Annotated in this window: 14 protein-coding genes, 1 other RNA gene and 5 pseudogenes; 14 read left to right on the top strand and 6 right to left on the bottom strand. The window is 62.6% G+C overall.

Annotated features, from left to right (window positions below):
* The first annotated feature begins 16 nt into the window (after positions 1 to 16).
* The 6 genes and pseudogenes from H9L14_RS06450 to H9L14_RS06425 all read left to right on the top strand — a co-directional run bounded on the left by H9L14_RS06450 (position 17) and on the right by H9L14_RS06425 (position 6646).
* A complete protein-coding gene (locus H9L14_RS06450; protein ID WP_187709661.1) occupies positions 17 to 1666 on the top strand; it encodes an electron transfer flavoprotein-ubiquinone oxidoreductase in 1650 nt (549 codons plus the stop codon).
* A gap of 88 nt (positions 1667 to 1754) precedes the next feature.
* Positions 1755 to 2762 carry a tetratricopeptide repeat protein gene (locus tag H9L14_RS06445; protein WP_187709660.1) on the top strand — a complete coding sequence of 336 codons (1008 nt, stop codon included), beginning with the start codon at positions 1755 to 1757 and terminating at the stop codon, positions 2760 to 2762.
* Positions 2759 to 3310: a tetratricopeptide repeat protein gene (locus tag H9L14_RS06440; RefSeq protein ID WP_187709659.1), complete on the top strand. Its 552-nt coding sequence runs from the start codon at positions 2759 to 2761 to the stop codon at positions 3308 to 3310. Before H9L14_RS06445 ends, H9L14_RS06440 begins: the two co-directional genes overlap by 4 nt.
* Positions 3307 to 4113: a 4-(cytidine 5'-diphospho)-2-C-methyl-D-erythritol kinase gene (locus H9L14_RS06435; protein WP_187709886.1), complete on the top strand. Its 807-nt coding sequence runs from the start codon at positions 3307 to 3309 to the stop codon at positions 4111 to 4113. Before H9L14_RS06440 ends, H9L14_RS06435 begins: the two co-directional genes overlap by 4 nt.
* 10 nt (positions 4114 to 4123) lie before the next feature.
* A complete protein-coding gene (locus H9L14_RS06430) occupies positions 4124 to 5482 on the top strand; it encodes an NAD(P)H-hydrate dehydratase (RefSeq protein ID WP_246444520.1) in 1359 nt (452 codons plus the stop codon).
* Positions 5475 to 6646, top strand: a pseudogene (locus H9L14_RS06425) (class I SAM-dependent RNA methyltransferase). Before H9L14_RS06430 ends, H9L14_RS06425 begins: the two are co-directional and overlap by 8 nt.
* 14 nt (positions 6647 to 6660) lie before the next feature.
* On the opposite strand, the pseudogene H9L14_RS06420 reads toward H9L14_RS06425, so the two are convergent.
* From H9L14_RS06420 to H9L14_RS06410, 3 genes and pseudogenes are all read right to left on the bottom strand, one after another.
* Positions 6661 to 7037: pseudogene (locus H9L14_RS06420) on the bottom strand (MAPEG family protein).
* Between the two features lie 129 nt (positions 7038 to 7166).
* Positions 7167 to 8249, bottom strand: coding sequence for a 1,9-bis(guanidino)-5-aza-nonane synthase (locus H9L14_RS06415; protein WP_187709658.1), 1083 nt, complete (start codon positions 8247 to 8249; stop codon positions 7167 to 7169).
* Between the two features lie 120 nt (positions 8250 to 8369).
* The gene (locus H9L14_RS06410; protein WP_187709657.1) at positions 8370 to 9593 is read right to left on the bottom strand and encodes a type III PLP-dependent enzyme; all 1224 of its coding nucleotides are present in this window, start codon (positions 9591 to 9593) and stop codon (positions 8370 to 8372) included.
* A gap of 190 nt (positions 9594 to 9783) precedes the next feature.
* Between H9L14_RS06410 and H9L14_RS06405 the strand changes: the two genes are divergently transcribed.
* On the top strand, positions 9784 to 10731 hold the full coding sequence (locus tag H9L14_RS06405; RefSeq protein ID WP_187709656.1) for a threonine ammonia-lyase: 948 nt from the start codon (positions 9784 to 9786) through the stop codon (positions 10729 to 10731).
* On the opposite strand, the gene H9L14_RS06400 is transcribed toward H9L14_RS06405, so the two are convergent.
* Entirely contained in the window at positions 10728 to 10979 is a 252-nt protein-coding gene (locus tag H9L14_RS06400) for a hypothetical protein (RefSeq protein ID WP_187709655.1), read from the bottom strand. The genes H9L14_RS06405 and H9L14_RS06400 overlap by 4 nt on opposite strands.
* A gap of 90 nt (positions 10980 to 11069) precedes the next feature.
* Between H9L14_RS06400 and H9L14_RS16580 the strand changes: the two genes are divergently transcribed.
* Positions 11070 to 11201 (top strand): hypothetical protein, encoded by a 132-nt coding sequence (locus tag H9L14_RS16580; RefSeq protein ID WP_281389437.1) that lies wholly within the window; start codon positions 11070 to 11072, stop codon positions 11199 to 11201.
* A 3-nt stretch (positions 11202 to 11204) separates the two neighbouring features.
* Here H9L14_RS16580 and H9L14_RS06395 read toward each other — a convergent pair whose 3' ends face one another.
* Positions 11205 to 11876 carry an alpha/beta hydrolase gene (locus H9L14_RS06395; RefSeq protein ID WP_187709654.1) on the bottom strand — a complete coding sequence of 224 codons (672 nt, stop codon included), beginning with the start codon at positions 11874 to 11876 and terminating at the stop codon, positions 11205 to 11207.
* 111 nt (positions 11877 to 11987) lie between these two features.
* Here H9L14_RS06395 and H9L14_RS06390 point away from each other — a divergent pair, with 111 nt between their 5' ends.
* From H9L14_RS06390 to H9L14_RS06380, 3 genes and pseudogenes are all read left to right on the top strand, one after another.
* A complete protein-coding gene (locus tag H9L14_RS06390) occupies positions 11988 to 13064 on the top strand; it encodes a cysteine desulfurase family protein (protein WP_187709653.1) in 1077 nt (358 codons plus the stop codon).
* Positions 13061 to 14174, top strand: a pseudogene (locus tag H9L14_RS06385) (cysteine desulfurase family protein). Before H9L14_RS06390 ends, H9L14_RS06385 begins: the two are co-directional and overlap by 4 nt.
* On the top strand, positions 14171 to 14506 hold the full coding sequence (locus tag H9L14_RS06380) for a 2Fe-2S iron-sulfur cluster-binding protein (RefSeq protein WP_187709652.1): 336 nt from the start codon (positions 14171 to 14173) through the stop codon (positions 14504 to 14506). The pseudogene H9L14_RS06385 and the gene H9L14_RS06380 overlap by 4 nt, the downstream one beginning before the upstream one ends.
* 41 nt (positions 14507 to 14547) lie before the next feature.
* On the opposite strand, the gene H9L14_RS06375 is transcribed toward H9L14_RS06380, so the two are convergent.
* Entirely contained in the window at positions 14548 to 15156 is a 609-nt protein-coding gene (locus H9L14_RS06375) for an EF-hand domain-containing protein (RefSeq protein ID WP_281389447.1), read from the bottom strand.
* A 220-nt stretch (positions 15157 to 15376) separates the two neighbouring features.
* Here H9L14_RS06375 and ffs point away from each other — a divergent pair.
* The 3 genes and pseudogenes from ffs to H9L14_RS06360 all read left to right on the top strand — a co-directional run bounded on the left by ffs (position 15377) and on the right by H9L14_RS06360 (position 17476).
* An RNA gene (gene ffs, locus H9L14_RS06370) (signal recognition particle sRNA small type) lies at positions 15377 to 15474 on the top strand.
* A 42-nt stretch (positions 15475 to 15516) separates the two neighbouring features.
* Positions 15517 to 17144, top strand: a pseudogene (locus H9L14_RS06365) (DNA polymerase III subunit gamma/tau).
* A 3-nt stretch (positions 17145 to 17147) separates the two neighbouring features.
* Positions 17148 to 17476: pseudogene (locus H9L14_RS06360) on the top strand (YbaB/EbfC family nucleoid-associated protein).
* Positions 17477 to 17548: the final 72 nt, after the last annotated feature.

The raw sequence follows: 17548 nt of genomic DNA, 5'->3' as shown, positions 1-17548 counted from the left end.
CACGACGAGGGGAACGATGAGCGAACGCGAGTCCATGGCTTATGACGTGGTAATCGTCGGTGCGGGACCCGCCGGCCTGTCCGCGGCGATCCGGCTGAAGCAGCTTGCAGCGGCCGCGGGACGCGAGATTTCGGTTTGCATCCTTGAGAAGGGTAGCGAGGTCGGCGCGCATATCCTGTCAGGTGCAGTTGTCGACCCGAAGGCGCTCAACGAGCTGGTCCCGGACTGGAAGGAACGGGGAGCGCCGCTCACAGTGCCGGTGACGGAAAACCATCATTGGGTGCTCACGAAGACCGGCAAGTGGGGCATGCCGCACTTCGCCTTGCCGCCGTTCATGCGCAACAAGGGCACCTACACGCTGAGCCTAGGCAATTTTTGCCGCTGGCTTGCCACGCAGGCCGAAGAGCTAGGCGTCGAAATCTTCCCAGGATTCCCTGCCGCCGAGGTGTTGTTCAACGAGGACGGCTCGGTGAAAGGGGTGGCAACCGGCGACATGGGCATCGCCCGCGACGGCTCTCACCGTGCCGATTACCAGCCGGGCATGGAACTCCATGCGAAATACACCTTCTTCGCGGAAGGTGCGCGGGGCAGCCTGACCAAGGAGCTGAGCCGACTTTTCGGTCTTCGTGACAAGTCGGGACCGCAGGTTTATGGCCTTGGCGTCAAGGAGTTGTGGGACGTTCCTGCCGACAAGCATAAGCCCGGCCGAGTTATCCACTCGCAGGGCTGGCCGCTCGAGGACGCCTGGGGTGGTGGCTTTCTCTACCATCAGGAAAACAACCAGGTCGCGCTCGGCTTCGTCGTCGCGCTCGACTATGCGAACCCGTACATTTCGCCGTTCGAGGAATTCCAGCGGTGGAAGACCCATCCGGCTATTCGCGCCGAGATCGAGGGCGGCCGCCGCGTCTCCTATGGCGCTCGCGCCATCAACGAGGGCGGCTGGCAGGCCATTCCGCAACTGGCTTTCCCGGGCGGAGCGCTGATCGGTTGCTCTGCCGGCTTCGTGAATGTTCCACGCATCAAGGGCACGCACACGGCGATGAAATCGGCGATGCTGGCCGCCGAGGCCGCGTTCGATGCTCTCTGCAAGGATCGGTCTGCCGATGTCCTCGAGGCCTACGAACCGGCTGTCCGTTCGAGCTGGATCGACAAGGAATTGCGTCTCGTTCGCAATGCCCAACCGGCAGTGGCGCATTTCGGCGGTTTTCTCGGAACGCTCTATGCGGGGTTCGACATGTGGCTTGGCCAATTCGGACTCCGACTGCCGTGGACGCTCAAGCACAAGGCCGACAACACGACCCTCAAGCGGAAGGGCGAGGTCCGGAAGATCGATTATCCCAAGCCCGATGGCGTGCTGACCTTCGATCGCCTTACGTCAGTGTTCCTGTCGAACACCAACCATGAAGAAGACCAGCCCGTTCACCTGACGCTAAAGGATCCAGCCATACCTGTTGAGGTGAACCTCGAACTCTATGACGGGCCGGAGCAGCGTTATTGCCCGGCAGGCGTTTACGAGTTCGTCGAGGAGGCGGATGGGAGGCCGCGGCTGCAGATCAATGCCCAGAACTGCGTCCATTGCAAAACTTGCGACATCAAGGACCCAACCCAGAACATCAACTGGGTTACTCCGGAGGGCGGTGGAGGACCCAATTATCCGAACATGTAAGTCACTTCCCGCTGCTGCCGTCATTCTAGCCGCACTCTGGCCGTCACCAGCGCTAGCAGTCCGAACGTCGAATGCAGCCTGGACGTACATGGAAGCCCGTGCAGCGGCGATCGAGGGAAATCACCTGCGCTCGGCGGAGCTGCTTGCGCAACTGGTCGACGCCAGTTCGGCCAATGCGGACATCACGCGCGAAGCGGTTTCGCAGGCTATCAGCGCCGGCGACATGAAACTGGCGCTTCGCCTGGTCCGAGGACTTCCCGCCACCAGCACGCCGATCGAAGCGCAAATGCTTCAGGCAGCGGACGCTCTGCGCTCCGATGATCCGGCTCGGGCGATCTCCCTTCTTCAGAGCGGATCGGCGGCGGGAGATCTCGCTTTCGTGGCGCCATTCCTACGGGCTTGGGCAGCTGCGGACGCGAAAGATCAGGCTCGCGCGCTCACGGCTCTCGACGCCGTTTCGTCGCGAAACCTTCTGAGTGCCCTGGTGCCCGAGCATCGGGCGTTGATTCTGCTGAAGTTCGGCCGGACCGCAGAGGCGCAGCCGTTCGTCGACCAGGCGATCAAGGTGAGCGGCGGCCGTGAGGCGCGCCTTCGCCTGGCCCTTTCGGACGCCTACCTGCGGGCCGGAGACAAAGCGCGTGCGTCCGCGATCGTTCAGGGCATGAGCACGGAATTGGGCAAGGCCGGCGACAAGGTGTTGCAGGGCAGGCCCGGCGGAATCCGCATCGACAATGGCCGGCGGGCTTTCTCCGAGCTGCTCGTGGTGCTCGCTGCAGAGCTGAACCGCCTTCGCAATGAGAAGATGCCGGTCGCGCTGGCTCAGGTCGCGCGCTACGCGGCCCCCGACAATAGCGCGGCTTCGGTGATGCTCGGCTTGATGCTCGGCAGCCGCGACAGGGTCGATGAGGCCGTAATCGCGCTGCGAACCGTGCCCGATTCAGATCCCTTGTCGCCTCAGGCAAGGGATGCCGAAGTAAGGACCTTGCTTGGCGCAAAGCGTCAAGGGAAGCGCTTCAGGCTGCGCAGCGAGCCATCTCCGGAGGGAATGCCGGGGTTGCCGACTACGCTCGCCTTGGCGACGTCCTCGCGAACATGAAGCGCAATGACGAAGCCGCCGCAGCCTACGGACAAGCGCTTCAGCTGGTGGGGCAAGGCCGACCGGAAGATCGGTGGCCGCTCCTCATCCTCCAGGCTAGCGCGCTTGAAGAAGGCAATCGCTGGCCGGAGGCCCGCGGGCTCCTGACACAGGCGCTCGCGCTCGCGCCGAACGAAGCCGTCATCCTCAACTTCCTCGGCTACGCGAAGCTCGAGCGCGGCGAGGACATGGATTCAGCTGAAGCGATGATCCGCAAGGCCAGCGCGCTCGCTCCGGACGACTCCTCGATCACGGATTCGCTTGGCTGGGCGGTCTACAAGCGCGGGCGGATCAAGGAAGCGATCGAGATCCTCTCCAGGGCAGCAAAAGGGGATCCGGCCCAGGCCGAGATCCACGAGCACCTCGGTGACGCGCTCTACCGGGCCGGAAACCGCTTCGAGGCGCGATATGCGTGGTCGGCCGCTTTGCAGACCGCCGAGGATGAAGTCGCCACGCGGCTGAAAACGAAGATCGAAACCGGCCTGACGCCTGCGACCGCTGCACCCTGATGCAGCTGGAAGAGCTAGCACCAGCCAAGATCAACCTGGCCCTCCATGTCCGCGGGAAGCTGCCGGATGGCCGCCATCGGCTGGAGACCGTCTTTGCCTTCTGCACGGACGGTGATCGGGTCGCGGCGGGTCCAGCCGAAGAAGTGTCGTTGCAGGTGAAAGGCCCGTTTTCCGGCGAATTGGGCGATCCTGACGATAATTTGGCGCTGAGAGCCGCCCGTGCGCTCCGGGAGGATGCAGGCGTCAGCGGAGGCGCGTCTCTCGTGCTGACCAAAAACCTGCCGGTTGCGTCGGGTATCGGCGGCGGGTCGGCGGACGCTGCAGCCGTCCTTCGTCTGCTCACGCGCATGTGGAGCATCGACCCGTCACACGCGTCCGCCGTTGCTCCAGCGCTGGGTGCCGACGTCCCGGCGTGCCTGCTGAGCATGAGCGTCCGGGGCGACGGCGCCGGTGACGAGCTCAAGTCGGTCGATGCCGGAGTGAGCGGCACGCCAATCTTGCTCGTAAATCCGCGCGTTGCGGTCTCGACCGCAGAGGTGTTCACAGCCTGGAGCGGTGAGGACAAGGGCCCGCTCGACGATTGGCGGGCGGGACGGAACGACCTGCAGGAAGCAGCCGTGAAGCAGTTTCCTCTGATCGGCACCGTCCTCGCGTGGCTTTCGGTTCAGCCGGGGGCTCATTTCGTCCGCATGTCGGGCAGCGGCGCGACCTGCTTCGCCTTGTTCGATACGGAAATTGCGAGGGACCAGGTCGAAATCGCTGTGCCTCGCGAATGGTGGCGGCTCTCGACCTATCTGCGCTAAGGCGCGCCGCGTGAGACCAATTCTGACCGCCGAGGCCATGAGGGCCGCCGAGCAACGCGCAATCGCTGCGGGGACCAGCGTGGAAGCGCTGATGGAGCGAGCGGGGGCTGCGCTGGCGGAGGCGGCCTACTGCCACGCTGGAAAAATGCCCGCGCTGATCCTGTGCGGCCCCGGCAACAATGGCGGTGATGGCTACGTGGCCGCGCGACACCTGGCCGACAGGGGCGTCGAGGTTCGCATCGCAGCGATCTCCGAACCGAAAAGCGAAGCCGCCAAATGGGCGCGGGGACAGTGGCGTGGCGAGGTCGAGGCGCTGAACTCTTCGACCGGTCCATCGCTGCTCCTGATTGACGCTTTGTTCGGGACAGGTCTCAGAGAAGGGCTGGAAGATGCTCTACAGAAACAGTTTTATCGCCTGGCTGCAGACTCACAGATGCGGATTGCCTGCGACGTTCCGAGCGGCGTCGACAGCGATTCCGGAGTTGAACTGAGCTCAGTCCCAGGCTTCGAAATGACGGTGACATTCGGGGCGCTGAAACCTGCGCACCGCCTCATGCCTTCGATGGGCAAATGCGGTAGGGTCGTGCTGGCCGACATTGGGATCGAGGCGAGCCCAGAATGGCATGAGCTTGGGCAGCCCGTTCTTCCGGCGCTCGACCCTGGTGGTCACAAATACTCACGCGGACTTGTTCATGCCCTCGCAGGCAAGATGCCGGGCGCGATCGCGCTCTCCGCGAAAGCGGCCGCCTATTCGGGCGCAGGTTACGTCCGCGTCAGCACATCGCGGAGCATCGACGGCCTGCCTTCCGCTATCGTCCAGACCGACACAGCTGAGATCAACGATGGGAGGATCGGGTGCTTGATCGTCGGTCCGGGCATGGGGGACATCCCGCGGGTTCTAACCCTCGCTCTGACGTCACACGCGCCCAAGGTCATCGATGCCGACGCGATCACTCATCTGGGCGAACCAGAACGGCTTCGTGGGCAGGACGCGATTATCACCCCGCACCAAGGCGAGTTCGAGCGTCTGTTTGGCAAACTCGAGGGTTCGAAGGCAGATCGCGCGCTCGAAGCTGCGAAGCGTTCCGGGGCGGTTATTGTCTATAAGGGACCAGACACCCTTGTTGCCTCCCCTGACGGGCGCCTCGGTTTCGCTCCGCCGGCCCCGGCCTGGCTCGCCTCCGCCGGAACTGGTGACGTCCTTGCCGGAATGATTGCTGCCATGCGTGGCCGCGGCCTGGAGGCATTCGAAGCCGCGAGCGCCGCCGTCTGGCTCCACGGGCGTGCTGCCGAGATCGCGGGTGCGCAGATGATCGCCGACGACCTCGCCGCGGCCATTCCACAAGCGCTCGCACTACTGAATGACTGAGCAGATCGTTCGCATTGCCGCACGGGGCGATGGCGTCAGCTCGACCGGCAGGCATGTGCCTTTCGGCGTTCCGGGTGACATGCTGTTGGGCGACGGGACCATCGCCCCGGTCCTCATCACCAGCAACCGCCATGCCGTCATTTTCCCGAGTGCGGGGGATGCCAACTCCAGCATGTCGATGACGATGCCTACCGCAATTACCTTGTCTCGCGGGTGGTGACGGCGCTTGCGCAGCACGGCCTGACGACCGATATCCGCGACCCGCACCTGTCGCCGCCGCGGACACGCCGTCGAGCGAGTCTTCGCGCGCTGAAAGTCGGGCAGGGAGCCGTGATCGGCTTCAACGCGGCTAAATCAAACCGCGTCGTCGACATGCGCGAGTGCCATATCCTTCGGCCCGAACTGTTCGACTTGATCGCCCCTTTGAGATCGCTGCTTGGAGGCCTGTTGCTTCAGCGCCGGACGGCCGAGGTCCAACTCACGCTCGTCGAGCAGGGCGCGGACGTTCTGCTCAAGGGCGTCGAGCCTGAAGGCTATGAGGCGATGGAGGGCCTTACCAGCTTTTGCGAGAGCAATCGGCTGGCGCGGCTGTCGGTCGACCAGGGATTGGGGCCGGAGACGCTGTACGAGCCCTTCCCGGCGACGATATCTCTCTCTGGCGTGCCCGTCGGATTCCCGGTCGGTGGCTTCCTCCAGGCGACCGAGGACGGCGAAGAGACGCTCGGCTCATGCGTTCGCGAAGCGGTTCAAGGGGGCGAGCGTATTGCCGACCTGTTCGCTGGGCTCGGTACCTTCGCTCTTGCCCTGCCCGGAAAGGTCTATGCTGCCGAGGCGTCTCGCGACGCGGTTCAGGCGCTGAAACGTGCCGCGCCCAATATCGCGGTCGAGCATCGGGACCTTTACCGCCGTCCGCTCGACAAGGACGATCTGAAGAGCTTCGACGCAGTTGTTCTCGATCCGCCGAGAGCAGGGGCCGAGGAACAGGTGAAAGAGCTCGCATCCTCGGGCGTCGCGAGGATCGCTTATGTCAGCTGCAATCCTGCGACCTTCGCCCGAGACGCGATGATCTTGGCCGATGGTGGTTACCGGATCGATTGGATACGCCCGGTCGGCCAGTTTCGCTGGTCGACCCACGTCGAGCTGGGAGCCGCCTTCAGCCGTTAGTGGACGAACAGGCCTCAGCCCAGGCAATCGTGAAGTATGCGAGCGCCTGCGTGCACCGTCAGGCCGAGCAGGCACAATGAGGCCAAGGCGAATATCGTGAACCGGTAGAGGACGATGTTCACAGTCGACTGAATGAGGCTGTGGAGGATGCGCAGGCCGACATAACCCAGGCGAGCCAGTAGTTGATGCCGTGGCCCATGCCCATCAGTGCGAGGGTCAGCGCGATCGCATAGAAGATCGTCGGCTGTTCCATCAGGTGCATGTAATTGTGGGATTTCCACTGGACTTCGTCAGGTAGAACTCCGTCGAGGTTCGCGCCGCGCCCACCCCGGCGAGCTGTGCCCAACGTTATCCCCGCCTTTCTCATTGCCGGGATGCGGGTCACGACCATCCAGACCATCACCACGAGGGTCCACGCGACCAGCGCCACCACCGGTACGAGAATCGGGCTGTATTCCATGAAAAAGCCTCCCCTGCTTCCAGAGGGAGGCTGCTTCAGTTCGTTACGGTTGGCAATCGATTAGTCGAAGAGCTTGGCGAAGCGGCGCTTCTCGCGATTACGCCATGCTCCGCGGTGCCAGGCGTCGGACGCCAGCAGCGGAAGGACACTAGTCGCTTCGGCGAATACCATCTGCTCCATGGCGGTCGAGACCTTGCCCCAGCTCGCCGCTTCCTGAAGCGTCGAGGAGGAGCAGGCACCGTCGCGGACGTCTGCGACGGTGATCTGCACTGCGTACTTGTGCACCTCGACATCGTCGTGACCGAGGATTTCGGCGCAGACGACAGTGTCCTGGGTGAAGTTCTTGGGAACGCCGCCGCCGATCATCAGCAGGCCGGTCGTGCCCGCCTTGATCTTGATATCGGTGAGCTCGCGGAAGTCCGCGATCGCGTCGAGCACCATATAGTGGCCGCCGCGTTTCATCGCGTCGACCTGGTGCTTCACAAGGCCGAAGCCGGCCGAGCTGTCGACGAACGCCGGGCAAAAGATCGGCACGTCATGCTCGTAGGCTAGCTGGACGAGGCTGCCCTGCTTCTTGGCATTGCCCTCGCTCAGCCACTTGCCCATCTCGCGGATGAAGGCGCGGCTGGAGTACGCGCGCGGCTCCAGGCTGTCGGCGATCTTGCCGATGGTGAAGTCGCAATCCTGTAGCTGCTGCTCGTCGATGTAGGTGTCGTAGATGCGGTCGATGTAGAGCGAGCGCAGCGTATCATCGTCAGGAATTTCATTGGCTTGGTAGTGCTTGTGGCCAAGTGCTTCGAAGAAATCCATGTCGACGATCGAGGCGCCGGTGGCGACGATCGCGTCGACCATATTGGACTTCACGAGCTCAGCATAGAGATCCATGCAGCCGCCGGCCGAGGTCGATCCGGCGATCACCAGGATGATCGAGCAGTCCTTGTCCTCCAGCATCGTGTTGTAGATGCCGGTGGCGCGGGACAGGTCGCGGCTGGTGAAGCTCATCTTGCCCATTGAATCGATGATCGGGCGGGCATCGAACTTGGTGATGTCGATATGCTCGATCGGCGTCGAAAGAAGCTCGGACTTGCGCGTGTCGTTGATGCGCTCGGCGTCCTGAACCTTGTTCAGCGTATCGGTCGTCATTTCATGCTCCAATGGTTGCCGCGCCTATAGGCTCGACATCGGAAAAGGGCATGTCGTTTTGTTAGCGGGGGACAGCCTCACCCCATTCCCCTCCTACGCGAAGCAGGAGGGGAGGGTTCCTTACAGCGTCACGACGTTGGAGCGCTTGGTCTCGCCCGCATAGAGCGTCGCCATCGGCTCATCGTCGACGATTTCGGTGCGCTCGGCGCCGAAACCGTTGAACGCGGTGCGCATGGCGCAACCGTATGCGCCCAGCATTCCGATCTCGATGTAATCGCCGTTGGCGACATCGCCCGGAAGCTGGAACGGTCCCGTCATGTGATCGAGGTCGTCGCAGGTCGGCCCGTAGAAGCTAAAATCCATCGGGCGTGTGTTGGACCCGCCGTCCCGGATCAACCGTACGGGATAACGCCAGCCGATGTGCGCTGCATCGAAGAGGGCGCCATAAGCACCGTCGTTGATGTACAGTTCGCTGCCGCGGCGCTTTTCGACACGCACGAGCAGGCTCGCATATTCGGCGCAAAGCGCACGGCCCGGCTCGCACCACAATTCGGCCGAGTAGCTGATCGGAAGTGCTTCGAACGCCGAGTGGATGACCTCGAAATAAGCCTCCAGGGGCGGAGGCTCCATGCCGGGGTAGGTCGACGGAAAACCGCCGCCAACATCGACGATGTCGACGGTAACCGCTGCTTCGACGATCGCGTCGCGAACTCGGGACATCGCCTGGGCGTACGCCGAGGGAGTCATTGCCTGGCTTCCGACGTGGAAGCAGATTCCCAAGGCATCGGCAGCCTGGCGAACTGCGAACAGAAGCGCCTTTACCTCATCGGCCGCAGCGCCGAACTTGGCTCCCAAACTGAGCTTGGCGTGTTCGTTGCTCACTTGAAGTCTAACGAGCAGGTTGAGATCGGTCGGCGCAACGCCATCCCTCGAGGTCGCGCGAACGATCTTTTCCAGCTCTTCGAGCGTATCGAGGCTGAAGGTCTTCACGCCATGCCCGAAATAGGCCTCTGCAATGGCTTCCTCGGCCTTCACCGGGTGCATGAAGCAGAGCACTGCCTCGGGCAGCGTCTCGTGAACCAGTCGCACCTCGCCGATCGACGCGACGTCATAGTGAGTCACGCCCTCGTCCCAGAGGATCTTGAGCAGTTCCGGCGACGGATTCGCCTTCACAGCGTACAGCGACCGTCCCGGGAACTTGTCCACGAAGAAGCGAGCCGCGCGGCGCGCAGCATGCGGTCGGAGAAGCGTCACCGGCTGAGCGGGTCGGCTATTTGCGATATCGGCAACTGGATTGCCGAGAGGGGTGGCAGCTAGCCCCAGCGCGCTATGGTGCTTGTGCAACTCAAGGGACCTCCAACTGGTAGTTCGACAGAGAGAGCTGCCTTGCGGTTGGAAGTCCCATGGGCAGCGGACGCGCGATATATGTATGGGGTATCCTCAAGTAAAGAATTTTCCGAACAATTAAGGCTCGAAGGAGAACTTTTGTCCCCTTCGTGCAACGGTTGGTCGAAACGGTAGGAAAATCAAAGTCTTGAACGACACTCAGACGGTGACGCGAACCGACGTTGTCGAGGCTGGAAGACGCATTGCAGCCTCGATCGAGCACACTCCACTGATTGGATCCGACCTGGATGGCCGGACGATCTGGCTCAAATGCGAGTGTTTACAGACGGGCGGCGCCTTCAAGCTGCGCGGAGCGAGCAATCGGCTGCTCCAGCTATCGGAAGAAGAGCGGAAGAGCGGGGTGGTGGCATTTTCTTCGGGAAATCATGCCCGAGGGGTCGCAATCGCGGCCAGACGCCTCGGGATTCGGGCAATAATTGTCATGCCGAAGGATGCGCCGGCAGTGAAAGTCGACGGCACCCGGGCTGAGGGCGCCGAAATCATCTTCTTCGACCGCTATCGCGAAAGCCGCGAGGCGATCGCTGAGCGAATCTCCAAGGAAACCGGTGCAACTGTCGTTCCCAGCTTCGACGATGCACACATCGTGGCCGGACAAGGCACGGTCGGCCTCGAAATACTGGAGCAGATGCCGGAAGCACCCACGCGCATTGTGGTGCCCTGCGGCGGCGGCGGGTTGGCATCCGGCATAGTGCTGGCATGTCCGGACACGGAGATCGTCATCGTCGAGCCGGAAGGCTGGGACGATATGAAACGCTCGCTGGAGGTCGGAGAGATCGTCCCCGTCAGCTCCGATGCGTCGCCCACGCTGTGTGACGCGCTCCAGACGCCGCGAGTTTCGCCGATTACGTTCGAAATTCTGCGCAATGGGGATGCGAAAGCGCTGTCAGCCAGCGAGGAGGCGGTCCGCAAGGCGATCCGCTGGGCCTGGGAGAGGCATCAATTGGTCGTCGAGCCGGGAGGTGCAGTCGCGCTTGCTGTATTGTTGTCGGGCCAGGTCGAACCTGCCGATGGAACTGTTGTTGTGCTGTCCGGCGGAAATATCGATCCGGCGCTGCATGCCGAGATCGTCGCTTAGGCTGCAGCCGTCTTGTATTCGCCGGGCTCGACGTGGACCGGGCTGCTGCGCTCCACGGCGCGGGTGAGCTCTTCGAGTTCGGCAGCGAGGATCTGCAATTCGGCGGCCAGGGCTTTCGGGTCGGTCTTCGCGACGCTTTCCGAGGCTTCGAGCAACGTCTCCAGCATCATTGCGATGCAGGGGAGGATCGTTTCCTCGATTCGGTCGAACGCCTCTTCCAGGCGTGCCTGCTGCTCTTCGATCGGCATGACGCCTGCCTTAAGGCAGCAGCAGTTAAGTCTTGGTGAAACGGGAGCGGAATTTTGGGGGGCTTAGGTTCGACTTTGATGGCGATCGTGATGATCGCCGCCTTCCTGCTGGTCATCGGCGGGGTCCGGATGCTCAGGCGCAAGGAAGACCGCGGCCGCGGACTCCTGATGCTGGGAGCCGCGGCCGTCTTGGTGGCGAACGTCCTGATCTGGACGGTTTGAGCTTTAGCGCTTGGTGATCGCCGGAGCCGGTTTGTCGGTTGCCAGCCGCATGTCGAGATAATCGTCGACGCTCTTCATCAGCAGATCGAGTTCGTTCGCGAAAAAGTGGTTCGCGCCCGGGATCGTGTCGTGATGAATGGTGATGTGCCGCTGGGTGCGGAGCTTGTCGACGAGCTTCTGGACAGCGCTTGGCGTCACGACTTCGTCCGCCTCGCCCTGGATGATGATGCCTGAAGAGGGACATGGCGCTAGGAAGCTGAAGTCGTACATGTTCGCCGGCGGAGCGATCGAGATGAAACCGCGGATTTCCGGACGGCGCATGAGAAGCTGCATGCCGATCCAGGCACCGAAGCTGACGCCGGCAACCCAGGTCGTCTCGGCCTCCGGGTGAATCTGCTGCACCCAGTCGAGGGCCGAAGCTGCATCGCTGAGCTCTCCGATGCCGTTGTCGAACGTGCCCTGGCTCTTGCCAACGCCGCGGAAATTGAACCGCAGGGTCGCAAAGCCGCGCTTCACGAAGGTTTGATAGAGCAGCTGGACGATCTTGTTGTTCATCGTGCCGCCGGCCTGCGGATGTGAGTGCAGGACCATGGCGACCGGCGCGCGCGGGCGCGTGCCGGGATGGAAACGACCTTCGAGGCGGCCCTCGGGGCCAGGGAAAATGACTTCGGGCATGGAATTCCGTGAGTTCGCGTATAGCTTTGGCCGCAACTGCGGGTGCACCGCGGCGGTGGCTCCTATATAGGTGCGGCCGTTCAACTGGCAATCGGCAGGAATCCGAGCGTTTTGACCGTCAACGACCGCCTCTATCTCGACCATGCAGCGACTACTCCCGTTCTTCCGGAGGCGAGAGCAGCCATCGCCAATGCACTCGACTCATGGGCGAATCCGAATTCGCCTTATGCCGAGGGACGCGCTGCCCGCGGGCTGCTCGAGCAGTCGCGCGGCACAATCGCCGAGGTTCTCGACTGGCGCCATGACGTCATCTTCACATCAGGTGCGAGTGAGGCCGTGGAGATCGCGGGCAGCCGCGCGCGAATTCCAGGGCGGGTCTACGGGGCGACGGAACATGCAATCGTCCCGCATGCCATGGGTGAGGCATCAAAGGTCATACCGGTTGGTTCGGACGGTCTAGTCGACGAGAATGCTCTCGACGCGATCATTGCCGATGGGCCGGCCCTCGTCGCGATTCAGCACGTGAACAACGAAACGGGGGTCGTCCAGCCGCTGGAGCGATTGGCGCCGCGTATTCGTGAGGCGGGATCGTTGCTTCTGGCCGACTGCGCTCAGTCAGCGAGCAAATTGCCGCTTCCCGATGCCGACTTCATCGCGGCCTGTGCTCACAAGCTTGGCGGACCACCTGGCGTCGGTGTGTTGCTGGTCAGGGATCTCGCAACTCTTGAGCCGGTCGGCGGGCAGGAGAAGGGCTATAGGCGCGGTACCCAGGATGTTCCGAGCGCAGCTGGTTTCGCTGCGGCACTTGCAGCGAAGCCCTATGACATGGACCGCCTGACCGCGTTGCGCACTCGCCTCGAGGACGCAATCGTATCGGCAGGTGGTACTGTCATTGCCGGCGACAGTCCGCGCAATCCGACGATCGGAGCCTATGCGATGCCGGGCGTCGCCAGTTCGAGCCAGCTGGTCCAGTTCGACCTAGCCGGAATAGCAGTGTCTGCGGGTAGCGCCTGCTCATCGGGGAGCATGAAGCCGAGCCGGGTTCTCGAGGCAATGGGTCTGCCAGCGGAAGTCGGCAGCTGCTTCATCCGCATCAGCTTCGGTCCGCAGACGAATGAAGCGGATATCGATCGCTTCCTTGGTGAATGGCGGCGGATATACGAGCGAGCCGCGTCCAGGGCGGCATGATCTACCTCGATTATCAGGCCACCACTCCGGTCGCTCCGGAAGTCGCGGACGCGATGCGGCCCTGGATCGAGGAGAAGTTCGCCAATCCTCACTCGCCCTCGCGCTGGGGCCGTGAGGCCGCTGCGGCCATCGAAATGGCCCGTAAGGAGGTTTCAGAGGCGATCGGGCTCACTGGCGGACGCCTGGCGTTTACCGGGAGCGCGACAGAGGCTCTCAACTGGGCCCTCAAGGGCACGCTGGAAAAGACGAAGGGCCGCAATCGAATCGTTACGGTCGCCACCGAGCATGCCGCGGTCCTCGATACGTGCGAGTGGCTCAAGGGAGGGGCTTTGACCTTACGCGCCTTCCCGTCGGGGCCGACGGCCTGCTCAATCTCGAAAATGTGAAGGCCGAGTTGGATGACCGCGTTGCGATTGTCGCAGTCATGCTCGTCAACAATGAGATCGGTGTGATCCAGCCGATCGCCGAAATTGCGGAGCTCGCGCATGAGGTTGGAGCGCTGATGCTTTGCGACGCGGTTCAGGGCTTGGGCGTGTCGAAATACCGGAGGGACCCGATCTCGCCGCCGTATCTGCCCATAAGATTCACGGGCCGAAGGGCATCGGAGCGCTTTGGATGCGGGACGGCGTTGAGCCGGCGCCGTTGATCCATGGAGGCGGGCAGGAGATGGGGTTGCGTTCAGGAACCTTGTCTCCAGCACTGTGCGTCGGATTCGGAGTTGCGGCGAAGCTGGCCACGGAGCGCCGCCAATCCGATCACGAGCATGTCGAAGAGCTTTGGATCGCAGCCGGTTCTTCACTGATGACCGATTGGATCATCAACGGCAGCATGACCCAGCGCTACCATGGGAACCTCAATATATGCTGGCCCGGCGTCGACGCGGCTCGGATCATCGCCGAGCTTCGGGATGTTGCTTTTTCTCTCGGTTCAGCCTGCGCAAGCGGATCTGGCCGCCCGAGCCACGTGTTGCGCGCCATCGGTCTCAGTGATCGCGATGCCCGCTCATCCATCCGGCTCGGGTTCGGAAGGTACACCAGCAAGGAAGAGGTCCTCGACGCCGTGAACCGCATTGACGCGGCTGCCCGCACCCAACGAGGCCTGGCCGCGTGATCAAGGTGCGTTTCCACAAGCCGGACGGCACCCTCGACAAGGAAGTCGAGGCCAAGTCCGGTCAGCGGCTGCTCGATGTCGCCTGGGCCGCGGGCCAGCCCATTGAGGGTGCCTGTGAGGGCGTCATGGCCTGCTCGACCTGCCACGTAATCGTCGACAAGGTGGATTTCGAGAAATTGCCGCATGCAAGCGACGAGGAAGAGGACTTACTGGATCTCGCCGCCCACGCGACCAGAACGTCTCGGCTCGCCTGCCAGATCATCCTTACCGAGGACATGGAGACTTTGGGCGTCCGCATTCCAGCGGGTTCCAAGAATTGGCTGTACGGCTGAAGAAGGCGGATTAATGGATTGAGGGCACGGGTCCCGAGGACCTAGCTCCTCTCTGGCAGGGGAAGACCGATTCTCGTGTCGGGGGCGTTCTTGGGGCGCTTGACGCGCTTTCCCTCTTTCGGTCGGGACGGCAGAAGCACTTTGAGGTTCTGCATTGAGAGCCGGCCCGAGCGATCGTTGTCGAGCAGTTGAAAGCGATATGAGGCAGCGCGCCTGAATTCGTCCAGCGAAACGAATCGGTCGAAATCCGCATCCGCGCCCGCGACGGGTTCCGGGAGATTGAGTAAGCCGTATCGGGCCGCACCCTGCAGGCCGTCCGGTTGATATCCGTCGATGTCGTTCGCCCATCGCCGGTGCCGTTCGCTTCGTTGCGAATCATCCCCCAACCAAGGCTCTGCAGTGCTCTCCTGGCGCCTGCGCTTCCACTGTGAGCCGGACTGAACCTCCGGTGCGATTTCCGATTCGTAAGTCATGCGTTCCTCGGAATCGATTCTGCCGTCCTGATTGGCGTCGATCCTGGCAAAGAACCGCTCCGCGTCGCTACGCATTTCGTCGGCTGTCAGCATTCCGTCCTGGTTTCGGTCGGCTTGGTGAAACCAGCGTGCAAACGGATCATCATCCGGCGCGTGCGACCGAAACGGCTCTCCCATCGGGCTTATGAACGGCGCCCAGGGATATGCTCTGACAATGATCGGCGCCGTTGGTTCCTCCGCCTGCGTTGCGGAAGCGAGAAATGAAATCAAAGCGAATAGGAACATGCAGGCGCCTCCGGCTCGGCTATCGCGACATCCTGCAGGCTGCGTGAATGGTCGATGAAGGGGCATGATACGCAGCAAACTTGCGCGCCCCCAGGTCTTAACCCATATGCGCCGCGGGAGTCGGGCGGACGAGGCTGTCGCCAACCTGGTCAGATCCGGAAGGAAGCAGCCACAACGATTTCGTCTCGGGTCGTTCCGGCTCCCACCTCCAGCCCTTGGCGCGGACCCCACAGCGCCCCTAAACCACAGCTGATGGACGAATCCGAATCGCCTGGCCTGGGCCTCGACTTGCCCGAAGTGCCTCAGAAGGCTGCCGCCTCTCCGTATCGCGTGCTTGCGCGAAAGTACCGCCCGCAGGATTTCTCCGAGCTAATCGGGCAGGATGCCATGGTGCAAACGCTCGCCAACGCGATCCAGCGCGGCCGCATTGCCCACGCATTCCTGCTCACCGGCGTCCGAGGGTCGGCAAGACCTCGACCGCGCGTCTCGTGGCCAAAGCGCTCAACTGCATTGGGCCGGACGGGCAAGGCGGTCCGACCATCACGCCTTGCGGCATTTGCGAACAGTGCAAGGCGATCGCGGAAGGACGACATATCGATGTGATCGAAATGGACGCCGCATCACACACGGGTGTGGACGACGTCCGGGAGATCATCGACGCGGTCCGCTATGCCTCGGTCAGCGCGCGCTACAAGATCTATATCATCGACGAAGTCCACATGCTTTCAAAGAGCGCTTTCAACGCGTTGCTGAAGACTCTTGAAGAACCGCCTGAGCATGTGAAATTCCTTTTCGCAACGACCGAAGTGGAAAAGGTTCCGCTCACTGTCCTGTCGCGGACCCAGCGTTTCGACCTCCGGCGGATTCCAGCTGAAAAGCTCGCGGCTCATTTCGCGGAAGTTTCGAAGGCCGAGGGTGTCGAAGTGGACGAGGACGCGCTCAGGATGATTGCACGGGCAGCCGAAGGTTCCGCCCGCGACGGTCTCTCTATCCTCGACCAGGCGATTGCTCACGGCGGCGGTACCGTGACCGCCGAGCAGGTCCGTGACATGCTCGGCCTCGCGGATCGTGGCCGCATTCGTCGATTGCTGGAACATGTGCTTTCCGCAAACGCGGGAGCGACACTCGCCGACCTCGATGAAGCGCATGATCTTGGCATCGATCCGGGCTCGCTGATCCGTGGGTTGATGGAAGAGTTGCATCTGGCGACTCGGACCAAGGCTGGGGCCTCTGCCGAATCTCTTCCAGTCGAGCAGCGCGAATCGGCTGAGCGGCTTGCCGAGCAACTCGGGTGGGGACAGATCCACAGAGTTTGGCAGATGCTCCTGAAGGGTCTCTCCGACGTCCAGGTCGCCCCGGATCCCCGGGAAGCGGCGACGATGGCGCTTCTTCGGCTGATCCACGCGGCCGACTTGCCCGATCCCGCAAGCGTCCTGTCGCGCCTGTCTGGTGAGGCGGGGGCTGTCCCGGTCTCGGCGCCCGCGACGTCGCGGCCAGCCGGGCCGAGAGCCCAGCTTCCCGCTGACTTCCCGGCTCTCATCGCTTCGCTTGAAAGGTCGGGAAGGCATCAGCTTGCCGTGCAGCTTCACGATCAGGTCGGCCTCGTTCGCTTTGCGCCGCCAGAGATTGTTCTGAGGCCGCTGCGTCCGCTTGGCGGCGATTGGCCGCGTGACCTAGCGGCTGCCCTGAAAGATGCTACGGGCGGCAACTGGCAAGTGTCGCTTTCTGACGAGACGGGCGAGCCGTCGCTGCTGGATCAGGAGAAAATCGCCGAGGAGCGCGTTCGCTCCGAAGTGCTGGCCGATCCGGCGGTGCGCGCTGCGTTCGAAGCGTTTCCGGATGCCACGCTTGAATCCTTTGTTTCCACGAAAGGCGCCTGAAACATGCCCGACCTAGACCTCAACAAGCTCATGGAGATGGCGCAGAACGCCCAGAGCGAGCTTCAGAAGGCTACGCAGAACCTCGAAAGCATCGAGGTTGAAGGCATCGCGGGCGGGGCTTGGTGAAGATTCGTGCGACTGCCAAGGGCACCATCCTCGGCATCGATATCGACGAGAGCCTGCTCCAGCCGTCCGAGAAGGCGATGGTAGAGGATCTGGTCGCCGCTGCCATCAATGACGCCCGCGCCAAGGCTGACCAGGCGGCGAATTCGGAAATGCAGAAGGTAACCAGCGGCCTGCCCCTGCCGCCGGGAATGAAAATGCCCTTTTAAACAGCTGATTTCCGTAGCGAAAACGAACCAGTTGTCGGTTTCGAACTGAAAGTACACACTGCTCCCGCTGCA

The organism is Sphingomonas sediminicola (assembly GCF_014489515.1).
Lineage (GTDB): Bacteria > Pseudomonadota > Alphaproteobacteria > Sphingomonadales > Sphingomonadaceae > Sphingomicrobium > Sphingomicrobium sediminicola.
Note: the sequence above shows the minus strand (reverse complement) of the source record. Positions and strands in the feature narration are given on the sequence as shown.

Coding starts and splice junctions, on each gene's coding strand:
- H9L14_RS06450 (WP_187709661.1), top strand. CDS start 17: ATGAGCGAACGCGAGTCCATGGCTTATGACGTGGTAATCGTCGGTGCG.
- H9L14_RS06445 (WP_187709660.1), top strand. CDS start 1,755: ATGGAAGCCCGTGCAGCGGCGATCGAGGGAAATCACCTGCGCTCGGCG.
- H9L14_RS06440 (WP_187709659.1), top strand. CDS start 2,759: ATGAAGCGCAATGACGAAGCCGCCGCAGCCTACGGACAAGCGCTTCAG.
- H9L14_RS06415 (WP_187709658.1), bottom strand. CDS start 8,249: ATGACGACCGATACGCTGAACAAGGTTCAGGACGCCGAGCGCATCAAC.
- H9L14_RS06400 (WP_187709655.1), bottom strand. CDS start 10,979: ATGCCGATCGAAGAGCAGCAGGCACGCCTGGAAGAGGCGTTCGACCGA.
- H9L14_RS16580 (WP_281389437.1), top strand. CDS start 11,070: ATGATCGCCGCCTTCCTGCTGGTCATCGGCGGGGTCCGGATGCTCAGG.
- H9L14_RS06395 (WP_187709654.1), bottom strand. CDS start 11,876: ATGCCCGAAGTCATTTTCCCTGGCCCCGAGGGCCGCCTCGAAGGTCGT.
- H9L14_RS06375 (WP_281389447.1), bottom strand. CDS start 15,156: ATGGGAGAGCCGTTTCGGTCGCACGCGCCGGATGATGATCCGTTTGCA.